This is a genomic window from Bacillus sp. SM2101, from assembly GCF_018588585.1.
In the GTDB taxonomy this organism is placed as follows: Bacteria; Bacillota; Bacilli; order Bacillales; family SM2101; genus Nanhaiella; species Nanhaiella sioensis.
Window position 1 is genome coordinate 1 of the sequence record NZ_JAEUFG010000001.1, and the last position, 23,639, is coordinate 23,639.

General features: G+C 33.8%; 20 protein-coding genes. 6 read left to right on the forward strand and 14 right to left on the reverse strand.

From position 1 onward, the window contains the following. Window positions 1–240: 240 nt before the first annotated feature. The 3 genes from JM172_RS00005 to JM172_RS00015 all read right to left on the reverse strand — a co-directional run bounded on the left by JM172_RS00005 (window position 241) and on the right by JM172_RS00015 (window position 2,166). Window positions 241–1,020: an alpha/beta fold hydrolase gene (locus JM172_RS00005; protein ID WP_214480422.1), complete on the reverse strand. Its 780-nt coding sequence runs from the start codon at window positions 1,018–1,020 to the stop codon at window positions 241–243. Between the two features lie 350 nt (window positions 1,021–1,370). Then, window positions 1,371–1,490 (reverse strand): GapA-binding peptide SR1P, encoded by a 120-nt coding sequence (locus JM172_RS00010; RefSeq protein ID WP_214479993.1) that lies wholly within the window; start codon window positions 1,488–1,490, stop codon window positions 1,371–1,373. A 376-nt stretch (window positions 1,491–1,866) separates the two neighbouring features. Continuing rightward, window positions 1,867–2,166, reverse strand: coding sequence for a DUF3055 domain-containing protein (locus tag JM172_RS00015; RefSeq protein WP_214479994.1), 300 nt, complete (start codon window positions 2,164–2,166; stop codon window positions 1,867–1,869). A 160-nt stretch (window positions 2,167–2,326) separates the two neighbouring features. Between JM172_RS00015 and JM172_RS00020 the strand changes: the two genes are divergently transcribed. Next, complete coding sequence (locus JM172_RS00020) at window positions 2,327–2,755, forward strand: DUF1885 family protein (protein ID WP_214479995.1); 429 nt, start codon at window positions 2,327–2,329, stop codon at window positions 2,753–2,755. A 183-nt stretch (window positions 2,756–2,938) separates the two neighbouring features. Here the strand turns inward: JM172_RS00020 and JM172_RS00025 are convergent, their stop codons facing one another. Then, a complete protein-coding gene (locus JM172_RS00025; protein WP_214479996.1) occupies window positions 2,939–3,808 on the reverse strand; it encodes a polysaccharide deacetylase family protein in 870 nt (289 codons plus the stop codon). A 510-nt stretch (window positions 3,809–4,318) separates the two neighbouring features. On the opposite strand from JM172_RS00025, the gene JM172_RS00030 reads away from it, so the two are divergent. Beyond that, a complete protein-coding gene (locus tag JM172_RS00030) occupies window positions 4,319–5,404 on the forward strand; it encodes an FUSC family protein (protein WP_214479997.1) in 1,086 nt (361 codons plus the stop codon). On the opposite strand, the gene JM172_RS00035 is transcribed toward JM172_RS00030, so the two are convergent. Then, on the reverse strand, window positions 5,375–5,623 hold the full coding sequence (locus JM172_RS00035) for a hypothetical protein (protein ID WP_214479998.1): 249 nt from the start codon (window positions 5,621–5,623) through the stop codon (window positions 5,375–5,377). The genes JM172_RS00030 and JM172_RS00035 overlap by 30 nt on opposite strands. Before the next feature lie 175 nt (window positions 5,624–5,798). Here JM172_RS00035 and JM172_RS00040 point away from each other — a divergent pair, with 175 nt between their 5' ends. Further along, on the forward strand, window positions 5,799–6,197 hold the full coding sequence (locus JM172_RS00040) for a hypothetical protein (protein ID WP_214479999.1): 399 nt from the start codon (window positions 5,799–5,801) through the stop codon (window positions 6,195–6,197). A gap of 131 nt (window positions 6,198–6,328) precedes the next feature. On the opposite strand, the gene lpdA is transcribed toward JM172_RS00040, so the two are convergent. The 5 genes from lpdA to JM172_RS00065 all read right to left on the reverse strand — a co-directional run bounded on the left by lpdA (window position 6,329) and on the right by JM172_RS00065 (window position 12,546). Beyond that, entirely contained in the window at window positions 6,329–7,738 is a 1,410-nt protein-coding gene (lpdA, locus tag JM172_RS00045) for a dihydrolipoyl dehydrogenase (RefSeq protein ID WP_214480000.1), read from the reverse strand. Window positions 7,739–7,741: 3 nt separating this feature from the next. Further along, window positions 7,742–9,037 (reverse strand): dihydrolipoamide acetyltransferase family protein, encoded by a 1,296-nt coding sequence (locus JM172_RS00050; protein WP_214480001.1) that lies wholly within the window; start codon window positions 9,035–9,037, stop codon window positions 7,742–7,744. A gap of 53 nt (window positions 9,038–9,090) precedes the next feature. After that, entirely contained in the window at window positions 9,091–10,068 is a 978-nt protein-coding gene (locus tag JM172_RS00055) for an alpha-ketoacid dehydrogenase subunit beta (RefSeq protein ID WP_214480002.1), read from the reverse strand. Between the two features lie 3 nt (window positions 10,069–10,071). Then, on the reverse strand, window positions 10,072–11,178 hold the full coding sequence (gene pdhA, locus JM172_RS00060; RefSeq protein WP_214480003.1) for a pyruvate dehydrogenase (acetyl-transferring) E1 component subunit alpha: 1,107 nt from the start codon (window positions 11,176–11,178) through the stop codon (window positions 10,072–10,074). 681 nt (window positions 11,179–11,859) lie between these two features. Next, window positions 11,860–12,546 carry a YkyA family protein gene (locus JM172_RS00065; protein ID WP_214480004.1) on the reverse strand — a complete coding sequence of 229 codons (687 nt, stop codon included), beginning with the start codon at window positions 12,544–12,546 and terminating at the stop codon, window positions 11,860–11,862. Between the two features lie 521 nt (window positions 12,547–13,067). Here JM172_RS00065 and def point away from each other — a divergent pair. The 3 genes from def to rnjA all read left to right on the forward strand — a co-directional run bounded on the left by def (window position 13,068) and on the right by rnjA (window position 16,261). Then, window positions 13,068–13,622 carry a peptide deformylase gene (gene def, locus JM172_RS00070; protein ID WP_214480005.1) on the forward strand — a complete coding sequence of 185 codons (555 nt, stop codon included), beginning with the start codon at window positions 13,068–13,070 and terminating at the stop codon, window positions 13,620–13,622. A 755-nt stretch (window positions 13,623–14,377) separates the two neighbouring features. Continuing rightward, the gene (locus JM172_RS00075) at window positions 14,378–14,587 is read left to right on the forward strand and encodes a DNA-dependent RNA polymerase subunit epsilon (protein WP_214480006.1); all 210 of its coding nucleotides are present in this window, start codon (window positions 14,378–14,380) and stop codon (window positions 14,585–14,587) included. A 6-nt stretch (window positions 14,588–14,593) separates the two neighbouring features. Continuing rightward, window positions 14,594–16,261: a ribonuclease J1 gene (gene rnjA, locus JM172_RS00080; RefSeq protein ID WP_214480007.1), complete on the forward strand. Its 1,668-nt coding sequence runs from the start codon at window positions 14,594–14,596 to the stop codon at window positions 16,259–16,261. Window positions 16,262–16,346: 85 nt separating this feature from the next. Here rnjA and JM172_RS00085 read toward each other — a convergent pair whose 3' ends face one another. The 4 genes from JM172_RS00085 to JM172_RS00100 form a co-directional block, all read right to left on the reverse strand. Beyond that, on the reverse strand, window positions 16,347–17,003 hold the full coding sequence (locus JM172_RS00085; RefSeq protein WP_214480008.1) for a potassium channel family protein: 657 nt from the start codon (window positions 17,001–17,003) through the stop codon (window positions 16,347–16,349). 302 nt (window positions 17,004–17,305) lie between these two features. Continuing rightward, a complete protein-coding gene (locus tag JM172_RS00090; RefSeq protein ID WP_214480009.1) occupies window positions 17,306–18,796 on the reverse strand; it encodes a S8 family peptidase in 1,491 nt (496 codons plus the stop codon). A 1,143-nt stretch (window positions 18,797–19,939) separates the two neighbouring features. Beyond that, a complete protein-coding gene (locus JM172_RS00095) occupies window positions 19,940–21,760 on the reverse strand; it encodes an ABC transporter ATP-binding protein (protein ID WP_214480010.1) in 1,821 nt (606 codons plus the stop codon). A gap of 12 nt (window positions 21,761–21,772) precedes the next feature. Beyond that, window positions 21,773–23,527, reverse strand: coding sequence for an ABC transporter ATP-binding protein (locus JM172_RS00100; protein ID WP_214480011.1), 1,755 nt, complete (start codon window positions 23,525–23,527; stop codon window positions 21,773–21,775). Window positions 23,528–23,639: the final 112 nt, after the last annotated feature.

The following is a 23,639-nucleotide window of genomic DNA, read 5'->3' on the forward strand; positions in this document are numbered from 1 at the left end:
TGATATAATTTTTAAACATAAGGACCCTTCTTTCCGATGAAATTTGGTGTGGTAACTTTATTTTATCAGAAGTGGTCCTTATTTTAATTCCAAAATAAACAAAGCCGGTGAAATTTTACTTCTTGTAAAATTTCACCGGCTTTTTCATCTCAGAGGTGGGTTTTGTCCCAGCCTCTTTTTAATGTATTATGTTTACCATTCTTATTGTACTAAAGCTCACGTTAGCACAACAAACATTTGTTACTTTATTGTTATAATACCTTGTGGCAAAGCATCTTCCTGTATCCACTTTTCAATCATTTGATTAAAGAATTTAGGATTCCACAAGGATATTCCGTGACCGACGTTAGGTATAATGATCCCTTTACAATTTGTATTATTTGAAACTATATCTGCTGCTGATTTTTTCATTACTGTTTTTTCCTTTTCACCGACAGAAACTAATATTTTTCCTGTTGCTTTATAAAAATTATTAGGAATTTCAAATGACAAATTTTCTTCTAGTATTCTAATAAGTGTATCTAATTTCATTTCAGAACTTTCCTTGTAATATGTTTCAAAGTATTCTTTACCAACGTACAATGTTTTCGCTTGAAGTTTTGAAAAAGATTTATTTTTAACTAATGGAAAAGTTAATTTTATAGACGGTCTAATCATTTTTCTAACAAATGAATTAGGTCTTACTAATGCGCTATTTATGACCGCATAATTTATCAAATTCGGATTCATGCTCAACATTTGTATAGTTACTTGTGCACCTAATGAGAAACCAATAACAATTACTTTTTTACCGTTTGCTAATTTTTCTATTAAGTCATTTATTTTTTCCGCACTTAATTGAATTGAAAAGCTTTCTGTATAATTACTTTCCCCTTGTTCTGGTAAATCTATTGTAATGCAATGATAATGACTGAAGTATTGAATTTGTTTTTCCCACATCCAACTGCTTACTCCACCACCGTGCAAAAATACCATTAATGAAGCATTCTTATCCCCATACTCTTGATAATGTAAATCCAGAAAATCCACCTCTCTTTATGCTAGTTTCTCCTACTGTTTTTTGTAATTAAAAAACAAGCTGCCCATAGTATAAGCAAATCATTTCACAATTTATAAATTTATATTAACATAAAAATTCTAGTTCCTTTCAAAAAGTAAGTTCGCTTAGCATTAAGCGAACTACCTTAGAAAATGATATCACTTTAATAGAAGTTTATATTTAGTAATCTAACTTATGTAGAGATCGTATCATAATTCTGCATACCTATTATATAACAATAAAAAGGAGACACCAATTCATATGTGAATTGTGTCCCCAATAACGCTGTTTTTTTAATGTTTTCTATCCAAAAACCGAACATGCTTGTTTTTTATTTCTCTTTGTGATCTTCGCAACAACACTCAGTACTTTTTCCATACAGTATCGTAACTTTTTCATCCTCATAATGGTCAATTGTACTGTTACACGACTGACATACGATTGTTCCCATTCATCAAACCCCTTTCGTTTTATGACCACTCAAACGACCTCGACAACTGCACAAAATTGAATTTTTGAAAGCGTTATCTTTTATTTAACTTAATAATAATATGTCACATATATTTAGTCAAGCACAATTAGTATGTCACATAAAAATAATTATAACTTTTAATATCTGTTATATAATATGGACCCTTATCGTAAATTAGGGGCTATTTTGACTAATATTGGACTAATATAAGGGAGATTTTAATAAAGTAGGAAAGATGCAAGGAACGCTACATGCTTACGTTCTTACATGATAGAACGTAAAGCAACTATCAATGCGAAAACAGCCATAACATTAAGAAAAAAAGATGACATTAAAGTCATCTTTTAAATGAGCACTATTCATATTGGGATTGGAATGGAGATACAGGTAAGTTTACTTTGAAGAATTCAGCGAGGTCTGCTGCTTCATCTTTAGAGTCTAGGCGGAAGACATGGTGTAAATGATCATGATCCTCAACATCTTTAGGATCTAGAAGGGTTGAACGCCCAGTTTGCATACATACGACTAACGGTTTTCCAAAAAACATACTTGTATAAATGATGCCAAAATCATATCTCGTTTCTGTTGTTGTAAAACCCACAAAACGTACCTTAACCGTCTCTTGCTCATCGTATAATTTTTCAAATAGGTTCATAAACAACCTCCTTCAGCAAAATAATATTCAGAATATTATTATAAATCAATTCTAAACCTTTGACAAGTTCATGGATTAATTGTTCAAGAAGTTGTCAACATCTCAATGAGAATGCTAGAATGTAATCGAACGTGCATATTCAGAATTGGGAGTGAAGAGAATGGCAAACAACGCATACATAAAACTAGTGCCAAAATCTAAGAAACATGATATTACATTAGATGATGTAGAAGACCTGTTTGAATATTATAAAGAGATCACTAACAAAACAGGTAAGCAGCTTGACTGGAAATATGATGATTCAGCGTTTCCTTACAGGATAACAAAGATTAATGATGGCAACAATGATTTATTCCACTTACAGTCTGAACATAAACAATATAAATCAATCATTGTTGGTATAGGTAACGAAAGCATTGAAGACATGGATTCTAAAGAGGTACGCCAACAACAATATATACAAGTAAGTTTGTTAAAGCAATCCACACATGGAGACAAGGGCAAAGCTAATGAATTTTGTAAATTTTTAGCTAAAAAGGTTTCTGGTGAATTGCACCTATTTAACGGCAGAACGATCTATTATTATTAATATATCCATGCTCATTTACATCTAAATATAAATGAATTTATTAGGTAAGCTAGATTTATAGGTAATCAGGTGGATCCACCCACCTAATTACCTATAGAGTTAAGTTTATCAAAATACGAGCTTAGCTACAACCGAAAGAACATTATGTCAATAATGATTAATTAAGGTGACTTAACAGTCAACTTAATCTGTATGTGGATTGATTTTGATTAACACTGGGTCAACCATGTCATAACCGTTCTTTTGTAGCTGAATAACAATTTCCTTTAACGCATCGTTTGTCCATTCACGATCATGCATTAATAAATTCGCACCGTTACGAAGGAGTGGCGTATTTACCATAATATCTAAAATTGACTCTTCAGTCATGTATTTTTTGTCAAAGTCGTATCCATATGACCAATTCATTAACACCATATTTTCTTCAGCAACTAGTTGTTTTGAGTATTCAGTATTTACCCCGTATGGAGCTCGAAAAAATTGCGGCCTCTTTCCAGTTATTTCTTCTATTGCATCATTTAATTTTACAATTTCTTCATATTGTTCAACTTCAGATAATTCACTTAAATTATTATGAGACCATGTATGATTGCCTATCGGAAAGCCGAGTTCATATATTTGCTTCAATACCTCTTGTTCTTCTTCACTATCAATAAAATGTCCATTCACAAAAAAGATCGCTTTTACATTCAAGGACTGTAAAGTATGAGCCATCTGCAAGCTGAATTTATTTGGGGCATCATCAATTGTTAATAATAATACATTTTCATTAGCGTCACCAATTGGTTCAACTCCCCAATGATTCGGGTTTATTATATATTGGGGCTCTAATTCTACTATCTCCAATTCCTCAGTGTTATTAAATTGCTCTTCCACACTAGATTTCGTTGTAGTGTTTATGTTTGTTGAATTACTATCTTCTACTTCCGTCATCTCCTCGATGTTTACTTCTTCATTGTCGATTGCGACAGTTTCCTTAGTAACATCACCTTGGCTACAGCCAGTTATGTAAGCAGCTAGGATCGATAAAATTGCAATTGTGATGATTTTCATTCGTATAATCCTCCATTTATTAAAAATACTCATTAATTATAATATAGTTATATTTTTTTTTCTAAAAAAATAAAAATGATTACCTTATTTCTTACCATTGATATTATAATATTAATGATAACATCCAGTGAGGTCTTTCAAGTAAACTTGACAAGTATCTCATCAATTTATCCCAACTGTAATGATGACATAAAAAAGGCTCTTTTGGTAAAATATTTTGCTTTTTTTCACATATAGTTGTGTAACTGATATGAATGAAATAATGTTTATAGCCTTTAGAGAAAAAAGTTACCCCAAACGTTAGTCATAAACGTATTTAGCCCTTATTATAAAAATAACAAATTATGTAAAAAACTACATAGCTATTTCTACTACATAAATACAACAAGAAAGGTTTTATTAGAAGTAGCAAACATGCTATGAAACTAGTTATATTCGCGTATAAACTTAGTGGTGACAACAGCAAAAATTTAACAAAATAAGGTAAACTATGAGACGGAGTTTGAAGAAATGAAAAGATTTGTAAATAAATTTAAAATATTTGGGGGACGTGTCTTTAAGACGGGACTCGCTGTTTTTATTACCGCTTATATATGCGAGCTACTTAGCCTTCCAGCTATTTTTGCCGTTATAACAGCTATTGTTACAATTGAGCCAACAGCTGCAGAATCCATTAAAAAAGGTGTTGTTCGCTTCCCAGCTTCAGCTATTGGAGCAGCATTTTCATTAACTTTTACGGCTTTTATTGGTGAAGATCCTCTTTCCTATGCCCTTGCAGCAACAAGTACGATTTTATTATGCCATCGATTAAAACTGGATGATGGCATCTTAGTAGCAACCTTAACAGCTGTTGCAATGATCCCAGTGACAGGTGATAATTTTATACTTGCTTTTTTTACAAGACTACTAACAACATCCATTGGATTGTTCGTATCTACGTTAGTAAACTTGATCATATTACCGCCAAAATTCTCTCCTATTATACATAAATCAATTGATAAGCTGTTTATAGAGACAGCTCAAACAATTGAAGTAATTGGTCATGATATTTTGGGCCTTACAAACACCAAAAAGACACAAACTGTTCAACAATTTCAAGCTATAACTAAAAGCTACGAAAAAACTTTACAACTATGTCACTATCAACGTGCTGAGTGGAAGTTCCATAGGCATACTACGAAAGAAATGAGAGATTTTCAAATTGAACATAAAAAATTAACATTGCTGCAACAAATACTATTTCACATCGGAAATTTACAACATTTGTCAAATTATAGTATTGTAACTAATATAGATAAAGAAAAACTTCACCAAGCATTTATATCTATAAATACTATATTGAAGGATCCTAAGCACCGTATTTCTGATGATCATTACGACTTAATTAAAGATCTTGATGAAAATTTCAGAAAATGTAAAGAACAAATAGGGGAAACACACACAAAATACTATCATCATTTTCCAAAAGAAACAGTGTTGTTGTTTGAACTATTGTCTATACATGATGTGTTAGAAGAAGTTGAGCACCTGACTAGAAATCAATCAAAGCGAGATAAAGAATATACGTCAATAAATAGCAACAAAAGCCCAGAATAGCTCACGACATAAAAAATATAAAGGGAGGCTAATGATCGTAATTATTACACCTCTCTTTTTAGACTGCATTGCTTTTTGTGCGATTATATATGCAAAATAAATTAATATTGCTAGTAATATTGACTTTGACACGCGACCATCATGCTGAGACAACCATTCTATAATACTGTATGCACTCCATATTATAAATTGGACCATAAAAACAGTTAAAGTCTTCATATATTATTCCCCTTCTCTTAACCTCTTTTTAATACTTATGCAAGACAAGCAACATCTATTTTTCATTTTTGTAACAAATAGATGACATAGTCTATTCCCAGACTCTCACATGCTAAAATAGTACTACATGTTATAAGTATTTCGATTCAAATCACAAAAGAGACATTCACTCATTTTGACTGAAAGAAGTGAACAAATAATGAAGCGTCTTTCTACATTTTTTTTACTGTCATTCATTTTCATTGCATCTTGCCAACAGAATGACACTTCTAGCATCCCAAAAAATAAAGATGATCTACAGTTGATGTTTTTCTCAGATGAAAACAATGTGCAAAATGAAATAAATTACTATGATGCTTTACTCGAATTGAAAAAAGAATTTCCACATGAAATTTCAAATATGGTCATTATTTCATCACAAACAGAAGAACTTAATATAAATATTAATATTAACCAATATCCAGCACTAGTGATGATGTACGATAACGAAATTATTGCACAAGTAGAAGGTCATATAAGTAAGGATGAGATTATGAATCCGATAAAAGAGGCTTTAGAAGGCAATAAAGAATAAAAAAAGACTGTCATTATATATTCATGACAGCCTTTTTTTATTACATGTATTTACGTTACCTAGGTTATACAGTGACATCTTTTTTAGTTATATCACTAACATGTTTATCAGTAACGTAAGCATTCTTAAATTTATTTCAAAATGTGAATTGGACTTCCGATGGCAACCTCTGCAGCTTCCATCGTAATTTCTCCTAATGTTGGGTGTGCATGGATTGTCATAGCAATATCTTCAGCAGTCATTCCTGCTTCAATTGCTAAACCAAGCTCAGCAATCATATCAGATGCATTTGGACCAGCAATTTGTGCACCAATCACTAACCCATCTTCTTTTCTCGTAATGAGCTTTAGGAAACCTTCAGCTGCATTAAGCGCCTGCGCTCTTCCGTTTGCACCAAAAGGAAATTTAGCAGCTACAATTTCTAGCCCATTCTCTTTCGCCTCTTTTTCTGAGTAACCAACTGATGCTAGCTCAGGGTCTGAAAATACAACTGCTGGAATTCCATGATAGTCTATTTCAGACGGATGGTTTGAAATGACCTCAGCAGCTATTTTTCCTTCATAAGAAGCCTTGTGTGCAAGCGGTGGTCCTTCGACGATATCACCGATGGCGAAGATATTATCCACAGATGTACGACATTGCTTATCAATTTTAATAACACCACGATCAGTTAATTCAACACCAACTTGTTCAAGACCTAACTCCTCGGTATTTGGGCGGCGACCTACTGTTACTAACACGTAATCAGCATCAATTGTTTTTGTTTCACCTTTTGCTTCAAAAGTAACCGTAACCCCATCTTCACGTTCTTCTACACCTTGTGCTAAAGCATTCGTAAAGATTTCAACGCCTTTTTTCTTAAGTTTACGCTTTACAATGCTGCTCATTTGTTTTTCAAAGCCAGATAAAATCTCATCCGCACCTTCTAATATTGTTACATCCGTACCAAAGTTAGCATAAGCTGTACCAAGCTCTGTACCGATGTATCCTCCACCGATAACGACTAATGACTTTGGAATTTCTTCCAATGCTAAAGCTCCAGTAGAATCAATAACACGTTTACTATATTTAAAAGTCGGTAATTCAATTGGACGTGAACCCGTAGCAATGATTGCATGTTTAAACTTATAAGTTTGTGCAGAATTTTCATCCATCACGCGGACTGTATTTGCATCAACAAAATAAGCTTCTCCACTAACGATGTCGACTTTGTTACTTTTTAATAAAGTCCCTACTCCACCGATTTGTTTTTTAACTATTCCAGCTTTCCAAGCCTGTACTTTTGAGAAGTCAACAGTAACATTCTCAGCTTTAATTCCCATATCTTCAGAATGTAATGCAGTTTCATAACGATGCCCTGCACTTATTAAAGCTTTAGATGGAATACAACCAACGTTTAAACATACTCCACCTAGATTAGATTTCTCAACAATCGTTACTTTTTGCCCTAGTTGTGCTGCTCTAATTGCTGCTACATAACCACCAGGGCCAGCTCCTACGACAAGAGTGTCTGTTTCAATTGGAAAATCTCCTACTACCATCGATTACCCCTCCATTAATAATAATTCAGGATCGTTTAATAAACGTTTAATATGATTTAAAGCATATTGAGCAGTAGCTCCATCTATCATCCGATGATCAAAGCTTAATGATAATGCTAAGACAGGTGCTACTACAATCTCGCCATCTTGAACAACTGGTTTTTCTTGAATACGGCCAATGCCCAGAATGGCAACCTCAGGGTGATTAATAACTGGTGTGAACCATTGACCACCTGCAGACCCGATATTCGTTATCGTACATGAAGCATCTTTCATTTCTTGAGGTGCAAGTTTACCATCACGAGCTTTTGTTGCCAACTCATTAATTTCATTAGAAATTGTAAACACAGATTTACTATCAGCATTTTTAACTACTGGGACAAGTAAGCCCTTTTCTGTGTCAGCTGCAATACCGATATTGTAATAATGCTTATGAATAATTTCATCAGTTGCATCATCCATAGATGTGTTTAGAGCAGGATACTCACGTAAAGCTGATGTTAAAGCTTTTACGACATAAGGTAAAAATGTTAGTTTAATACCTTTATCAGCTGCAACACTCTTGAACTTTTTACGATGTGCTACAAGCTTAGTTACATCAATTTCATCCATTAATGTTACATGAGGAGCAGTATGTTTTGAATTTACCATTGCTTTTGCAATAGCTTTACGGATTCCACTTACTTTTTCTCTAGTTTCAGGATACTCTCCAGCTGGGATTGGTTGCTTAGCAGGCTTTTCTTCCTTAACAGGTGTTTGTACAGCTGAGATTTCTTCAACGATCTCTACTGTTTCCGTTTCTTGTACAGCTCCACCAGCTACAAACGTATCGATATCTTGTTTAAGTACACGCCCGTTATTTCCAGTACCAGCTACTTGACGAATGTCTATGCCTTTTTCTCGTGCATATTTACGAACTGACGGCATTGCAATTACGCGACGATTTTCATCTACTTCAGGGATATCCGCTTGAACTGCTGCAGTTACCTCTTCCACACTCTCTACTTGCTCAGGTTCTTTTTCTTCCTCTTCTTGACCTTTAAATGTTAAGCCTTCATATCCTGGTGCATCAAATTTAATGAGAGTGTCACCTACAACAGCAACCGTTCCTTCTTCAACAAGAACTTCTAACACTTTTCCTTTAACAGGTGAAGGAATTTCAACTACAGCTTTATCGTTTTGTACTTCACACAGTACGTCATCTTCATTGACTTCATCGCCTGTATTTACAAACCATTTAACAATTTCACCTTCGTGAATACCTTCTCCGATATCAGGCAGTTTAAATTCAAATGCCATGTTGTCGACCTCCTAGTCCTTTTGCATAAAGTCATTATCTTGGGAACTTTAAATTAAAAGTTCATTACTTTTTTCGCAGTTTCAATAACGTCCTTAAAGTTAGGTAACCATATAGGTTCAGCTGCAGAGAACGAATATACTGTATCTGGAGCTGCTACACGTAATACTGGTGCTTCTAGGCTTAATATAGCACGATCATTAATTTCCGCTACTACATTCGCTGCTATACCAGCTTGTTTTTGTGCTTCTTGTACAACAATTGCACGCCCAGTTTTTTCAACAGATGAAATAATTGTAGGAATATCTAATGGACTTACTGTACGTAAATCAATTACTTCTGCTGAAATTCCTTCTTTCTCAAGTTCTGTTGCAGCTTTTAAAGATTCATGAACCATTGCACCATATGTGATAATCGATAGGTCGCTGCCTTCACGCTTTACATCCGCTTTACCGATTTCAATTGTGTATTCTTCTTCAGGTACTTCTTCTCTAAATGAACGATATAATTTCATATGCTCTAAAAAGATAACTGGATCATTATCACGGATAGCAGAAATCAATAAACCTTTCGCGTCATATGGAGTTGAAGGGATGACTACCTTTAATCCTGGTTGCTGAGCCATTAATCCTTCTAAGCTGTCTGCATGTAACTCAGGTGTATGCACTCCTCCACCAAATGGTGAGCGTATTGTAATTGGCGAATGATAACGTCCTCCAGAACGATATCTCATTCTAGCCATTTGTCCAGATATCGCATCCATAACCTCATATACAAAACCGAAGAATTGTATTTCAGGAACAGGTCTGAAACCTTGTAAACCTAGACCTACTGCAAGGCCACCAATACCCGATTCAGCTAAAGGTGTATCAAATACACGATCTTCACCAAATTCTGCTTGTAATCCTTCAGTAGCACGGAAAACCCCACCGTTTAATCCTACGTCTTCTCCAAATAGCAATACATTAGGGTCATTACGCAACTCTGTACGTAACGCATCGGTGATTGCTTGAATCAATGTCATTTGGGCCATCGCTTATTTCGACTCCTTCTCTTGATAAATTTCCAATTGCTCTTGTAAGTTGTATGGTAATTCCTCGAACATATTATTAATAAAATCTGATACTTGTTGTTTAGGTGCTTCGTCAGCTTTTTTAATTGCTTCTTTTATATCTTCTTTTGCTTTTTCAATTACATTATTTTCTTGTTCTTCAGACCATAAGCCTTTGCTTTCTAGGAACTTACGGAAGCGTACAAGTGGATCTTTCTTTTCCCACTCATCATCAAGTTCTGTAGAACGATAACGAGTAGGATCGTCTCCAGCCATTGTGTGAGGGCCATAGCGATATGTTAAGGTTTCGATCAATGTTGGTCCTTCACCGTTTACCGCACGCTCACGAGCTTCATTTACTGCAGCATAAACAGCTAAAGGATCCATCCCATCAACTTGAATACCAGGTATTCCAGCCGCTACACCCTTCTGAGCAACAGTACCTGCTGCAGATTGTTTTTCCACTGGCGTAGAAATTGCAAATCGATTATTTTGAACAATGAAAATAGCTGGTGCTTTGTATGCTCCTGCAAAATTCATACCTTCATAAAAATCTCCTTGGCTCGCACCACCGTCACCTGTATAAGTAACTGCTACTGCTTTTTCACCACGTTTTTTCATCCCAAGCGCTACACCAGCACATTGAGTAATTTGTGCACCGATAATAATTTGCGGTGAAATCACATTTACTCCTTCAGGCATTTGATTTCCATGAAAATGTCCTCTTGAAAATAAAAATGCTTGATATAATGGTAAACCATGCCATACAATTTGTGGCACATCACGATATCCAGGTAAAATAAAATCTTCTTTTTCTAAAGCAAACTGACTAGCCAACTGGGAAGCTTCTTGACCTGCAGTCGGAGCATAAAATCCTAGACGACCTTGACGATTTAAACTAATACAACGTTGATCTAAGATACGTGTATAAACCATTCTTGTCATTAACTCTTTTAATTGGTCATCTGATAGCTTAGGCATAGCGTCTTCATTTACAACTTCGCCTTCTTCATTCAAAATTTGAAGTGTTTGAAAATGCTCTTCTACTTTTGAAAGTTGTTCTTTAGTGTCAGTTTGGGTAGTTTTTCCCATCTGCTTCACCTCTTCCTTTCTTCTCCAATTAGTTATTTTCAGGGTAATTACACAATAAGTGGTAACTTGGAACCCTTTGGCTTACTTATTAGATTATCCAATTTTGACTTTAACAAGCCATATTAAGGGTAGATAATAAGATAAGTTTCTTATGGTTATATGGATAATAGAATCTGTATCATTCATATCAAAGTAATTGATTAATACAATTTTTATTACATAAAAATATTACACCATCAAAACAGGAGTCGTCAATCTCTATGCTCATAGTTTTTTCAAGTTAATTGTATTGTTAACCGCATTTATATTTCTCTTCAAAAAAACAATCTGTTATATTACAAATACCCCATCTGTTATAATATATTTCATTTTCCCCATAGGCTGTTTTTAGATTGATTGTTGTTTTTTGCACTTAAGTTAAAAACATATATATAGCTAGCGGTTGTGGCAACTTTTCTTTTCAATAAGCTTTTGTGTTGATTGTTGCTTTTCCTACTTAGAAATAAGCACGTTTACAACTAGCTTTCGTGGTATCTTTTCTACTTTAAAGCCGATGAACCTTCGTACAACGCATCATATTGTTACTCTTCGCAAAAAAAGTAGCAATTTTCACAAAAAAATCTTCCCATAATAAAAAAGCGAGGTATAATATCCTCACTTTTTGTAGTTAAATTTATTCTTTTATTCACTCACATTAGAGTCATCTGAATGTTCAATCTCAAATCCTGCATTGTTATAGAAAGACAATTTTGATTCATTAAACTCGTTAGTCAATTGATTAAATTTTTCATTTGTATCCATGACGTTAGTATAGCTTTCATTTATTTTCGTGATATGAGATTCCAATTGTTCTAATGGTAAATCCTCAATTTGAAGCATTTCATATAGTTCTTTATCTAATGACAGTGATTGAACATACCGTTGGTGAAGATCTTCATATACAGTATAACGTTCGTTCATTAACTCAAATAAAGCTGTTGCTGATTTTTTTAAGTCTTCATCCTTCATGCTATCAGTAATTGACAGAATTGTTTCGAAATGCTTCTTCCCTGCTTCTATGCTCTCATATTCATTCTTCAGATGTTCTTCTCTCTTCGCAACAACATTAAGAGCTTCGTTAGAAAGGGTTACGATCTGATCAAAATCATCCATACTTAATGATATAATTTGATCAAATAATTCTTTATCCTTTAGCTCTAACCCCGTCAAAGGCTCTTGTTGTTCTTCAAAATCAGTTTCAAGCGAAACGACCTCTTCTAGAGTATTGTAAATTTTTTCTTCAGGACTAGTACCACTACAAGCGGCTGTTCCAAGCAGTAACGCCACTAGCATACTGAGTACCCCTAATATTTTCTGTTGTTTATACACAATAATCCCCCTCACAACCTAACACTTTCTACTATAATGATATCTATGATATTTGACAATATGTACAAGAAAAATAATGATCGATTAGTACAATACATATTTATGAGCTTGTCTACTTGAAAATGACTGAATAATTTACATATATCGAGCTTTCTTAAAAGTTTTTTATAAACAAAGAAAATAAACATGAGCACATCTGTTCAAAGTAGTCTATTAACATGAATAGATACCTCGAATACGTGCATATTTGTTACTAGGCATAATTATAGTTCAAAATAATAATTGATTTTGTTAACAATTTCATATGTATTTGATAGACTATAATAAAATAGGGCTCTTTTCTTAAACATTGTTGCTAATATTATTATTAAGGCTATTAGATGAAAATTATCCGAAACCTAAAATGTTAAAAGTCGAAAAGTTGCCTCGAGCACTAATTGTTTATATCTTAGTACAGAAAGCAACAATCTATGCGAAACCAGCCTAAAATAACTAGAAGATTTAAATAGGAGTGAAAATTCTTGATTAAAATGGAAGACATTATTAGAGAAGGCCATCCTGCACTTCGGAAAGTCGCTGAAGAAGTAGCAATGCCTCCATCAAAGGAAGATATAAATATTTTACAAAGCATGATTGAATATGTCCAGATGAGTCAAGATGAAGAATTGGCAGAAAAATATGACTTACGACCTGGTATAGGTTTAGCTGCACCTCAAATAAATGTATCTAAAAAAATGATTGCAATTCATGTTCATGACGCCAATGACACATTATTTAGCTACGCATTATTCAATCCAAAGATTGTTAGTCATTCTGTAGAAAAAACGTATTTAACAACAGGTGAGGGCTGCCTTTCAGTTGACCGAGAAGTTCCTGGGTACGTTCCACGATATGCTCGAATCACAGTAAAAGGAACCACATTAGAAGGTGAAAATATTTCTATACGCCTGAAAGGACTTCCATCCATCGTCTTCCAGCACGAAATAGACCATTTAAACGGCATCATGTTTTATGACCATATCAATGAAAAAGAGCCGTTTACATTGTTAGAAGAAGCCACACCTCTTGATAGATGACTAAAAGGATCAGACCCTAATTAAATTGGATCTGATCCTTTGCTATTCTCACCTACTGTTTCATTTGTATTACCTGTGATCGTTTTCGTTTTAAAGTGCTTCGCAAATATCTTACTGTTCTAATATAATCCTTTATCTTTGTTCATCATAACCATACCAGACCTCCCCCACTCTTGAATTACGAATATCACTTCATTTCTAAACATCTGGGACTTTTAAATTTTAATAGTAGAAGAAATTTAGTTATGTATAACTATTATATAATCCACCTATTTTTTTAAAAAAATATTATTGTTTGACTCAGCGATCGTTTATATCACTGCTAAAAAAAATCTTTACCGTGTATAGATCAAAATTTTTGTTCCATTTTTACCCATGAGAACTTTAATCTTGAACACATATACTAGTAATAAAGATTGTAAATACCCTTTAACAATTACTAAAGTTCGTTTACAATAAATATATAAGGAGTTGACATAGCTATGCTAAAAAAACTCAGAAAAAAATTGTTGAAACAGTGGCGGGATCTTGTAGGAAAAAAATCTATTGCATAATAATATAAATGCATTTATGCCCTTCTACTGAAGGGCTCATTATTTAATTAGCACCATGGACCATTTTATTGTAAAATAAGTGAATGTAACTACTATAAATATATACTTTCATATACTTCAGCAAAAAAATGAAATATATGTTATTTTATTTATAATAAAACAAGTGAATTGTAATTTCGGAGGTTAAGGAGAGAGATAGGAATGATTTTTAAAGTTTATTTTCAGGAAGATGTACTTGAAGTACCAGTGAGAGAAAAGACGCAAACTGTGTACATAAACGCTGATTCAGAACAGGATGTAAGAGAAAAATTAAAAGATCGAAATCTAAATATTGAGTTTGTTCAGCTAGTAAGTGGTGAATATTTAGAATTCGAACAAAGAAATGAAGATTTTAAAGTATTGGAGAATTGATAACTAATGAAATTTGTAAAAAATGATCAAGTAGCGGTTTTCGCTCTAGGCGGATTAGGTGAAATCGGAAAGAACACGTATGGTGTTCAATATCAAGATGAAATAATCTTAATTGATGCTGGAATTAAATTTCCTGAAGATGAACTTTTAGGTATCGACTACGTAATACCAGATTATAGCTATTTAGTCAAAAATGCTAATAAAATAAAAGGTTTATTTATAACACATGGACACGAAGATCACATAGGAGGAATTCCGTATTTATTACGTGAGCTTAATATTCCTATATACGGTGGTAAATTAGCATTAGGCCTTATTAGAAATAAATTAGAAGAGCATGGACTATTACGAAGAACAACTTTTCATGAAATTAAAGAAGACGATATTATAAAATTTAGAAAAACAGCAATTACATTTTTCAGGACTACTCATAGTATCCCTGATTCTTATGGTATTGTTGTAAAAACTCCTGCAGGACAAATTGTACATACCGGTGACTTCAAATTCGACTTTACTCCTGTTGGAGAGCCAGCAAACTTAACAAAGATGGCAGAAATAGGGAAAGAGGGAGTGTTATGCTTACTTTCAGATAGCACAAACAGTGAAAATCCTGATTTCACTATGTCTGAAAGGCGTGTAGGTGATAGCATTCACGATATTTTCAGGAAAGTTGATGGTCGAATTATCTTTGCAACTTTTGCATCAAATATTCATCGATTGCAGCAAGTTACTGAAGCAGCGGTTGCTAATAATCGTAAAATCGCTGTATTTGGGAGAAGCATGGAAGGTGCTATCGAAATAGGCCAAGAGCTTGGATACATTCAATGTCCGAAAGATACATTTATAGATACGGCTCAACTCAACAGACTGCCAGCTAATCAAACTACAATTCTATGTACAGGTAGTCAAGGGGAACCAATGGCAGCTTTATCCAGGATTGCAAATGGCACACATAGACAAATTCAAATTATCCCTGGTGATACAGTTGTATTTTCATCTTCACCTATTCCTGGAAATACAATTAGCGTTAGCCGTACAATAGATAGGCTCTCAAGAGCAGGCGCTGAAGTTATTCATGGTCAATTAAATGACATTCATACTTCTGGGCATGGTGGACAAGAAGAACAAAAACTAATGCTACGATTAATTAAGCCTAAGTACTTTATGCCGATTCATGGTGAATATCGCATGCAAAAAATGCACACAAAGCTTGCTATTGATTGTGGTGTAGAGGAAGAAGATTGTTTTATTATGGACAATGGAGAAGTGCTTGCTTTAAGCAAAAAGGAAGCATCTGTTGCAGGAAAAATCCCTTCAGGATCAGTTTATATTGACGGTAATGGTATAGGGGATATTGGTAATATCGTTTTGCGCGATCGTCGTATCTTATCAGAAGAAGGGCTGGTTATTGTTGTAGTTAGCATTAACATGAAAGACTTTAAAATTGCAGCTGGACCTGACATTATATCTAGAGGTTTCGTTTATATGAGAGAATCTGGAGACTTAATAAATGATGCTCAGAATTTAATAACAAAGCATTTAAATAAAGTCATGGAACGTCGCACAAGTCAATGGTCTGAAATTAAAAATGAAATTACAGATACTTTATCACCATTTTTATATGAAAAGACAAAACGCCGTCCAATGATTTTACCAATCATCATGGAAGTATAACTTAAGCAAAAAGGGCTTTTCGCTTGTTAAATGTATTTTCTATAAATAGAAAATACATAACAGCGAGGTTAGCCCTTTTTCTTTCTTATATCACATGTTTTTCAAATCTATTGATATCTGTATCTGCCCCGATAACAATTAAAATATCCCCTTCATGTATGTTTTCTGTTGCTTGAGGTGAAACAATGATCTCCTTACCTCGTTTAATTGCAACAATGTTTATTCCATATTGAGCCCGTATGTCTAAATCAATTAATGAATTACCATCAATTTTTTCACTTGCAACAATTTCGACAATGCTATGCTCATCTGATAATTCTAAGTAGTCTAATACGTTATTTGAAATAATATTATGCGCTATTCTTCTTCCCATATCTCGTTCGGGATGGACGATTTGATCAGCACCTATTTTAGAAAGTACTTTCTCATGATAATCATTCTGTGCTTTGACTGTTATATTTTCAACTCCGAGCTCCTTTAAAATGAGTGTAGTTAAAATGCTAGCTTGAATGTTATCACCAATTGCGATAATAACATGATCAAAATTTCTAATCCCTAAATTTTTTAATATTGACTCATCTGTAGAGTCTCCTATTACTGCATGGGAAGCGATATTAGCATACTCATTTACTTTATCTTCATCAATATCAAAAGCTAATACTTCCATACCTTGTTCACTTAAAGATTTACAAATACTTCCTCCGAATCTTCCTAGTCCAATTACTGCAAATTCTTTTTTCACGTTAACTCCTCCAATATAGTGAAGAAAATGGTTCAAATTGATTTTACCATAAAATATAAGCTGTTTTCGCATTGATTGATGCTTTTCGTTCTTAGATATAAGTGCACTTATATAGCTAACGTTCTAGGCTTCTTTTTTTCTCTATAGACCATAACAATCATATTATACATATTTGCTACTCAAATAAAAGTGAAAAACAACAAAGTTTACGAAATGAGCCAAAACAAAAAAAAGATAAGCAATCAAGCTTATCTCAGCATGTATTACTTATCTAACCATTTTCACTTAGTTAACTAACGTACTTATCTCATTAAGGCATAGTAAGCATTAACTAAACCTTGTCCATAGGATTCATCATGCCCATTTTTACCTAAATCTTCAGCTGATTTTTGTAAATGCAGTTTTACCTTTTTCGGTGTAATATCATCGTTTGTGGCATAAATAAGTGCCGCTACTGCTGATACTTTTGGAGCAGCCATGGATGTACCTACTTGCCAAGAGTATGAAGGGCCGATATAACTATAGTCAACAATTACACCATCGGCATCGTATTCATAAGATACATCCGGTACTGAACTAAGATTAAACTCGCCCTCAAATAAACGATTAGCGATATATTCGTCAAAGATTCCTGCATTTAAATATTCCATATACAATTCATAATTTCCACCAGGTGCTGCAACATCAACAAACCCATTTCCGTAATTAGAGTAAAGAGCTAATTCATCAAAAGGACCTGTTGCTGATACCGACACTACGTTTGGAATACTCGCTGGAGCATAAAAGCTAGCACCTATAAATTCATACCCATCTGGACCATATTTTATATTTGCGAGTTCTGTAACTTCTTTATGATTTGATGCATTTATACCATCATTTCCTGCAGAGGTCACAACTAAAGCTCCTTTTTTCTCTGCATATTTCATCGCCCTAGAATATGCTACAAATTCAGCAACATCATCACCTAGTTTTGTTCTCTCACCAGTTTCAGGATCAGTGAAGTACACTTGCCCTTTAGCCATGATCCCCCCTAAGCTCATGTTAATTACATCAACTCCATCATTGGCAGCGGCAATAATTGCTTCTACAATCCAAGTGTCATGAGCTCCGCCTTCAGCTGCGAATACACGATATGAACGGAAGCCTACATTCGGAGCAACACCTAAAATTTCGCCGTTCCCAGCGATTGTTCCAGCAACGTGCGTACCATGTCCGTTACGGTCTTGAATATCGTATAAATCACCCGTTTCGGACTTATCTACACCAGTGAATCCTCCAGCAGGTACAAAGTTTTTAGAACCTGGCAACAAGTTCTCTATAACATCAGGATGATTGACATCTATCCCAGAGTCTATAATACCTACGACAACATCATGATTTCCAGTGTTAATATCATAGCTAGCACCATCGTTTGTCACCCTTTTTATGTCCCATTGTAAATCATATAAGGAAGCATTATTTACATCAATTGATGTATCTTCTATATCGATTGAATGTAAATCAGGTGCATTTACGACTAACGAAGGGTTTGCAGCTGAGATGTCAGCGTGTTTTATTGCTTCCTTAGCAAAATCTGTAGGAGCTTTGACCTGAATGACACCAATCTCCGGTATGGATTTAACTATTGTACCACCTAGCTCCTCAACGATTGAAGAGACATCATCTGGTAGTTGTTCTTTCTTAAAAACAATCGTATAAGAGATGCTTTCTTCTGATTTCGTTGAAGCAGACGTAGGTAGCGTCACACCTACTATTAGTAATGCAGTAAATAACAAACTTATAAATTTTTTCATCTTTTTTCCTCCCTTATATTTTGTACAATTATAAATATTCTATAATTTTAGATAAAATCCTTGCTACTTATCGACTATATCCTTGTATTAATAATATAGGTAAAAAGCACTGTATCAATCTTCTCATATACGCTATGTAAGAATTGACTATAAATATTGTCAATAACGCTCAGGGCTTCTTTTCTTCTTAAGAGACTATAAGATCATATAATACATTTCATTTACTAAAATCTTGATAATAATAAATACTAAGTCTCAAAAAGAACCTTACTAATCCTTGTTTTCGGATCAATTGTTGCTTTTCGTAATACCAACAACACACGAATCTTAATAACGCTCGGGGTATCTTTTCTTCTTTACAGACTATAAAATCATATAATACATTTCATTTACTAAAATCTTGATAATAATAAATACTAAGTCTTGAAAAGAACCTAACTAATCCTTGTTTTCGGATCAATTGTTGCTTTTCGTAATATGAAGTAAACTCGAAAAATTTCAAACTTTCGGGGTTATTTTTCTTCTGTAAAACGATGACTAATATATAAAACCATTTTTCATGGATATAGTTTGGTAACAATAACACAAAGTGTAAGAAAAGAACCTTACTAATGCTTGTTTCCGCATTATTTCTTACTTTTCGTAATACCAACAACACACGAATCTTAATAACGCTCGGGGTATCTTTTCTTCTTTAGAGACTATAAAATCATATAATACATTTCATTTACTAAAATCTTGATAGTAATAAATACAAAGTAAGAAAAGAACCTTACTAATGCTTGTTTCCGCATTATTTCTTGCTTTTCGTAATACCAACAACACACGAATCTTAATAACGCTCGGGGTATCTTTTCTTCTTTAGAGACTATAAAATCATATAATACATTTCATTTACTAAAATCTTGATAGTAATAAATACAAAGTAAGAAAAGAACCTTACTAATGCTTGTTTCCTCATTACTTCTTGCTTTTCGTAATACCAACAACACACGAATCTTAATAACGCTAGGGGTATCTTTTCTTCTTTAGAGACTATAAAATCATATAATACATTTTATTTACTAAAATCTTGATAGTAATAAATACAAAGTAAGAAAAGAACCTTACAAAAAAACAAACCACCTTTTCGGTGGTTTGTTACTATCCTACTTCAAGCATTTTAAATTGTGCTTCAACCAACTTATAGTACTCTCCATGATGTTCCATCAACTGTTCATGTGTTCCATCTTCAATAATTTTACCTTGTTCAAGGACAAATATATGATCAGCATCTCTAATCGTGGATAATCTATGGGCTATAATGATTGCAGTTCGACCATGTAATAGTTCTTTTAGAGCCTGTTGGATTTTCACTTCTGTTTCTGTATCTATACTTGCTGTTGCTTCGTCAAGTATTAATATTTTTGGGTCAGCAAGCAATGCTCTTGCAAAAGATAATAGTTGTCTCTCTCCGACAGATAAGACATTGCCTCTTTCCTCTACTTCTGTCTCGTAGCCGTTAGCTAGTTTTTCAATAAAATCATGTGCACCAACGGCTTTTGCTGCTTCAATAATCTCATCTTCTGTTGCATCAGGTCTTCCAAAACGAATATTATCCATAATTGAACCTGAAAATATAAATGTATCTTGTAGAACTACACTAATTTGTGATCTAACACTGTCCAATAACAGATCTTTTATGTTATAACCATCTATTATTACTTCTCCACTTGTAGCATCATAGTTTCTACCTATTAAATTTGCAATCGTAGTTTTACCTGACCCAGTATGCCCAACTAGGGCAACAGTTTGACCTTGTTTAATTGATAATGAAACTTTGTCAAGTGCTGTTCTCTTGTCGTCATATGAAAAAGTCACATCACGAAAATCAATATCACCTTTCATATTTGGCAGTGGATTTGCATCTATTTTGTTTGAAACGAGTGGCTTCTCATCTAAAAATTCAAAAATCCTTTCACTAGATGCCATACCCATTAATAATTGATTGTAAACTTGGCCTAATCTTGAAATAGGTTCCCAAAACATACCTAAGTAAAAGGCGAACATAACAAACTCCCCGACGCTCAAGCTTTGACCTGTAATTAAAATTGATCCATACCAAATTAAGATCGCTGTACCAATCGCATTAGACATTTCAACAAATGGTCTAAAAAGAGCGTTCTTTTTTGTTGCATCTTTCCATGAAAGATAGGACTCAGTGTTTATACCATCAAAAAAAGTAATATTTTCAGGCTCTTGTGTATATGCCTGCGTCACACGAATCCCTTGAATACTTTCATTTAAGTGTGAATTCATTTTCGACTGCTTCATCCGCACATTTTGCCATGAACGTCGTATATTTTTACGTAAGCTTGTCGATATGATAAACATAATTGGTAAAATGACCATGATGGCAATCGTTAATGATGGACTATTTGAGAATAAAATAACAACAATACCTACTAAAATAATTAAGTCCATTAATAAATTAATGACACCATTTGTAAACAATTCCTGTAATGAATTAATATCGTTCATGATCCTAACTAATATTGAACCCGCTGATCGTTGATCAAAAAACTTGTGTGACAACCTTTGAACATGGGTAAATAGATGTTTACGTAGATCATAAATAATATTTTGACCAAGTAAATTCATCCAGCGAATACGCAACATATTTGCTACATACGAGACCGTATATAAAACAGCGATAATGATAACCAGTTTAATCAATAAGTCTGTATCCTTATATTTCACTGCTTGGTCTAGCGTGTAGATTCCTATTAAGATCGGAATAATGAGACGTACAGCTGTAGTTATAATAACTGTCAGGATCGCTAACGGTAAATATGATTTAACATATGGTTTCATGTAACTAAGCAATCGAACCATTTGATTCCAATTGAATGGTTTATCGATAGCTTGATCTGTGGAATAGTGAAATCTCTCTTTTACTAACTCATTCAGTTTTTCTTTTTTCATGTTCACCCCACCTTATCCGATCTGAGTAGCAAGAATACGTTTTTGATCTTTATATTGAATATCGTATATCCTTTTATACATCCCATTGTTCTTCAATAGCTCATTATGAAGTCCTCGTTCTACAATTCTACCTTCTTCTAATACTAATATTTCATCTGCATGTTTTAATGAAGAAATACGATGAGCGATAATAATCGTAGTTCTGTCCTTCATTACTTCCTGAAGTGCATGCTGAATTTTAAATTCAGTTTCCATATCAACAGCACTTGTCGCATCATCTAAAATGAGAATACTAGGATTAATACAAATTGCTCGAGCAATGGCAATACGCTGCTTTTGACCACCAGACAAGCCCATACCTCTTTCACCTAACAACGTATCATATCCATCAGGCAGATCCATTATAAACTCATGTGCATTCGCACGTTTCGCAGCATCAATGATTTCATCCATGGTCGCCCCAGGCTTTCCATAGGCAATATTCGCTTTTATTGTAGATGAGAATAAAAATGATTCTTGCAATACAACACCAATGTTTTTTCTCAAAGTATGGAGAGCGTAATCTTTTACATCCCTACCATCGATTTTAACAAAACCAGCTGCAGGGTCGTAAAATCTTGTTAATAATTGCGTAACACTCGTCTTTCCTGAACCAGTTGACCCAATGAGACCAATAACTCTCCCTTTTTCTGCATGAAAAGAAATATTCTTTATTGCAGCTGTATCCTCATCACTATATTCTAATGTAACTTGCTCAAACTCTATATTACCTTCAAGCTTTGCTGTAGTAATAGGTGTTTCAGCATTTTTAATTTCTTCTTCTGCCTCAAGAACTTCCAACAGTCTTTCACCAGAGGCTTTTGACTGTGAAAACAAATTGATTACAAACCCTAAGTTTGCTATCGGCCAAATAATGTACCAAACAAGGCTGAAAAAAGCTACTAATTCTCCAGGGTTTAGCTCTCCATTAATAACCAAGTTCCCACCATATGCTAATAACGCTACTACACATAGATTACCTATAAACTCCATTAACGGGAAAAATTTAGCCCATACATTGGCTGTATGCAAATATTTATCCTTATAATCATCATTCGTTGTATTAAATTTTGATATTTCAAATCCTTCTCTAGACAAGGATTTCACTGTATTAATTCCACTAATATTTTCTTGCACTTTAGTATTTAAGCGGCCAAATGATTTACGGATTCCTCTAAAGGCTGGATGAACTTGCTTATCAAACTTATAAACCACAATTGCTAAAAACGGTAAAGCAGCAATCGTTATCATTGCTAATTCAATAGAATAATAAAACATAACAGATAAGCTTACTGTAATTAAAAGTATGAGACGAATAAATTCTGAAATACCGAATGATAAGAAAAATCTAAAACCTTCAACATCTGCAGTTAATCTTGACATTAAATCTCCTGTTTTGGCGTTGTCGTAATAACGAAAAGGCAAATATTGCAGTTTTTCATACAGTGTATTTCGAAGATGATACACAGATTTTATGCCAAACATATCACCTAAGTACTGTTGAAAAAAAGTTGCAATACCTTTTATAATCATAATTCCAACAAAGCCTAAAGCCAAATACGGAACAGCTGAGTGTTTACCACCAATAAAAACTTCATCAATTGTATATTGTAAAATGATTGGATACACTACAATAATTCCCGTTACAAACAATGAAAAAAATAATGACCATAAGAACATATGTTTGTATGGCCAGTAAAAGCTTTTAAGTTTACGAAAAGTTTCCATCTTATGACCTCCTAACTAACTATTGTTGTTTTTTTAGACGTATAAATAAATATACCGTGTTTCATCATATTTTTCTACTATTTTCTATTTTTAAAATTCTATTCCCAATAAT

Coding starts and splice junctions, on each gene's coding strand:
- JM172_RS00010 (WP_214479993.1), bottom strand. CDS start 1,490: ATGGGAACAATCGTATGTCAGTCGTGTAACAGTACAATTGACCATTAT.
- JM172_RS00015 (WP_214479994.1), bottom strand. CDS start 2,166: ATGAACCTATTTGAAAAATTATACGATGAGCAAGAGACGGTTAAGGTA.
- JM172_RS00020 (WP_214479995.1), top strand. CDS start 2,327: ATGGCAAACAACGCATACATAAAACTAGTGCCAAAATCTAAGAAACAT.
- JM172_RS00025 (WP_214479996.1), bottom strand. CDS start 3,808: ATGAAAATCATCACAATTGCAATTTTATCGATCCTAGCTGCTTACATA.
- JM172_RS00030 (WP_214479997.1), top strand. CDS start 4,319: ATGAAAAGATTTGTAAATAAATTTAAAATATTTGGGGGACGTGTCTTT.
- JM172_RS00035 (WP_214479998.1), bottom strand. CDS start 5,623: ATGAAGACTTTAACTGTTTTTATGGTCCAATTTATAATATGGAGTGCA.
- lpdA (WP_214480000.1), bottom strand. CDS start 7,738: ATGGTAGTAGGAGATTTTCCAATTGAAACAGACACTCTTGTCGTAGGA.
- JM172_RS00050 (WP_214480001.1), bottom strand. CDS start 9,037: ATGGCATTTGAATTTAAACTGCCTGATATCGGAGAAGGTATTCACGAA.
- JM172_RS00055 (WP_214480002.1), bottom strand. CDS start 10,068: ATGGCCCAAATGACATTGATTCAAGCAATCACCGATGCGTTACGTACA.
- pdhA (WP_214480003.1), bottom strand. CDS start 11,178: ATGGGAAAAACTACCCAAACTGACACTAAAGAACAACTTTCAAAAGTA.
- JM172_RS00075 (WP_214480006.1), top strand. CDS start 14,378: ATGATTTTTAAAGTTTATTTTCAGGAAGATGTACTTGAAGTACCAGTG.
- rnjA (WP_214480007.1), top strand. CDS start 14,594: ATGAAATTTGTAAAAAATGATCAAGTAGCGGTTTTCGCTCTAGGCGGA.
- JM172_RS00090 (WP_214480009.1), bottom strand. CDS start 18,796: ATGAAAAAATTTATAAGTTTGTTATTTACTGCATTACTAATAGTAGGT.
- JM172_RS00095 (WP_214480010.1), bottom strand. CDS start 21,760: ATGAAAAAAGAAAAACTGAATGAGTTAGTAAAAGAGAGATTTCACTAT.
- JM172_RS00100 (WP_214480011.1), bottom strand. CDS start 23,527: ATGGAAACTTTTCGTAAACTTAAAAGCTTTTACTGGCCATACAAACAT.